This window comes from Pseudomonas sp. GL93, assembly GCF_003408955.1.
Taxonomy (GTDB): domain Bacteria; phylum Pseudomonadota; class Gammaproteobacteria; order Pseudomonadales; family Pseudomonadaceae; genus Aquipseudomonas; species Aquipseudomonas paracarnis.
Map to the genome: position 1 here is coordinate 1 of NZ_NKRF01000136.1, position 3034 is coordinate 3034.

The 3034-nt window shown below is 59.0% G+C and carries 2 protein-coding genes; both read left to right on the plus strand.

Translation table 11 applies throughout. From position 1 onward, the window contains the following. The first annotated feature begins 18 nt into the window (after window positions 1-18). Entirely contained in the window at window positions 19-2184 is a 2166-nt protein-coding gene (locus CER19_RS28250) for an Ig-like domain-containing protein (protein WP_116668797.1), read from the plus strand. After that, a partial coding sequence (locus CER19_RS28255; protein WP_165861685.1) for an Ig-like domain-containing protein occupies window positions 2129-3034 on the plus strand: 906 nt, incomplete at its 3' end. The genes CER19_RS28250 and CER19_RS28255, both read left to right, overlap by 56 nt.

Sequence of the window (3034 nt, forward strand, 5' to 3'; positions counted from 1 at the left end):
TTATCGTAGCTCCAGGTAGTGCCCGATACAGTGCTGTCCAGCCAGGTCACCCCGCCGTCCAAACTGATCTGCGCTTTTTCATCGGCTGCCAACGTAGCTGCCCTGGCAGCCGATGAAAAAGCGCAGATCAGTTTGGACGGCGGGGTGACCTGGCTGGACAGCACTGTATCGGGCACTACCTGGAGCTACGATAACCAGGCCGCGACCTTGGCTGACGGCACCTATAACGTGCAGGTTCGTGTCATCGACACGGCCGGCAACGTGGGTCAAACCGCGAGCCAGAGTGTAACGGTTGATGGTGTTGTTTCGACTGCAGCCATCGCGATCACCTCGATTACAACTGACTCGGGTGCGAGCGCTACCGACTACATCACCAACGACAACACTCTGGTGTTCAACGGCACCCTGGGCGCTGCCCTGGCAGCCGATGAAAAAGCGCAGATCAGTTTGGACGGGGGGGTGACCTGGCTGGACAGCACTGTATCGGGCACTACCTGGAGCTACGATAACCAGGCCGCGACCTTGGCTGACGGCACCTATAACGTGCAGGTGCGTGTCATCGACACGGCCGGCAACGTGGGTCAAACCGCGAGCCAGAGTGTAACGGTTGATGGTGTTGTTTCGACTGCAGCGATCGCGATCACCTCGATCACAACTGACTCGGGCGCGAGCGCAACTGACTACATCACTAGCGACAACACCTTGGTGTTCAACGGCACCCTGGGTGCTGCTTTGGCAGCCGATGAAAAGGCTCAGATCAGTCTGGACGGCGGGGCGACCTGGCTGGACAGCACTGTGTCTGGCACCACTTGGAGCTACGATAACCAAGCGGCGACCCTGGCTGACGGCACCTACAACGTGCAGGTTCGTGTCATTGACACAGCCGGCAACGTAGGTCAAACCGCGAGCCAGAGCGTCGTCATTGATGGTGTTGTTTCGACTGCAGCGATCGCGATCACCTCGATCACAACTGACTCGGGCGCGAGCGCAACTGACTACATCACTAGCGACAACACCTTGGTGTTCAACGGCACCCTGGGTGCTGCTTTGGCAGCCGATGAAAAGGCTCAGATCAGTCTGGACGGCGGGGCGACCTGGCTGGACAGCACTGTGTCTGGCACCACTTGGAGCTACGATAACCAAGCGGCGACCCTGGCTGACGGCACCTACAACGTGCAGGTTCGTGTCATTGACACAGCCGGCAACGTAGGTCAAACCGCGAGCCAGAGCGTCGTCATTGATGGTGTTGTTTCGACTGCAGCGATCGCGATCACCTCGATCACAACTGACTCGGGCGCGAGCGCAACTGACTACATCACTAGCGACAACACCTTGGTGTTCAACGGCACCCTGGGTGCTGCTTTGGCAGCCGATGAAAAGGCTCAGATCAGTCTGGACGGCGGGGCGACCTGGCTGGACAGCACTGTGTCTGGCACCACTTGGAGCTACGATAACCAAGCGGCGACCCTGGCTGACGGCACCTACAACGTGCAGGTTCGTGTCATTGACACAGCCGGCAACGTAGGTCAAACCGCGAGCCAGAGCGTCGTCATTGATGGTGTTGTTTCGACTGCAGCGATCGCGATCACCTCGATCACAACTGACTCGGGCGCGAGCGCAACTGACTACATCACTAGCGACAACACCTTGGTGTTCAACGGCACCCTGGGTGCTGCTTTGGCAGCCGATGAAAAGGCTCAGATCAGTCTGGACGGCGGGGCGACCTGGCTGGACAGCACTGTGTCTGGCACCACTTGGAGCTACGATAACCAAGCGGCGACCCTGGCTGACGGCACCTACAACGTGCAGGTTCGTGTCATTGACACAGCCGGCAACGTAGGTCAAACCGCGAGCCAGAGCGTCGTCATTGATGGTGTTGTTTCGACTGCAGCGATCGCGATCACCTCGATCACAACTGACTCGGGCGCGAGCGCAACTGACTACATCACTAGCGACAACACCTTGGTGTTCAACGGCACCCTGGGTGCTGCTTTGGCAGCCGATGAAAAGGCTCAGATCAGTCTGGACGGCGGGGCGACCTGGCTGGACAGCACTGTGTCTGGCACCACTTGGAGCTACGATAACCAAGCGGCGACCCTGGCTGACGGCACCTACAACGTGCAGGTGCGTGTCATCGACACGGCCGGCAACGTGGGTCAAACCGCGAGCCAGAGCGTCGGTTGATGGTGTTGTTTCGACTGCAGCGATCGCGATCACCTCGATCACAACTGACTCGGGCGCGAGCGCAACTGACTACATCACTAGCGACAACACCTTGGTGTTCAACGGCACCCTGGGTGCTGCTTTGGCAGCCGATGAAAAGGCTCAGATCAGTCTGGACGGCGGGGCGACCTGGCTGGACAGCACTGTGTCTGGCACCACTTGGAGCTACGATAACCAAGCGGCAACCCTGGCTGACGGCACCTATAACGCGCAGGTGCGTGTCATCGACACGGCCGGCAACGTAGGTCAAACCGCGAGCCAGAGTGTAACGGTTGATGGTGTTGTTTCGACTGCAGCGATCGCGATCACCTCGATCACAACTGACTCGGGCGCGAGCGCAACCGACTACATCACCAACGACAACACTCTGGTGTTCAACGGCACCCTGGGTGCTGCCTTGGCAGCCGATGAAAAAGCTCAGATCAGTCTGGACGGCGGGGTGACCTGGCTGGACAGCACTGTATCGGGCACTACCTGGAGCTACGATAACCAGGCAGCTACCCTGGCTGACGGCACCTACAACGTGCAGGTGCGTGTCATCGACACAGCGGGCAACGTAGGTCAAACCGCGAGCCAGAGCGTCGTCATTGACGGTGCTGTATCAACTGCAGCCATCGCGATCACCTCGATCACAACTGACTCTGGTGCGAGCGCAACCGACTACATTACTAGCGACAACACCTTGGTGTTTAACGGCACCCTGGGTGCTGCGTTGGCAGCCGATGAAAAAGCTCAGATCAGTCTGGACGGCGGGGTGACCTGGCTGGACAGCACTGTATCGGGCACCACCTGGAGCTACGATAACCAAGCG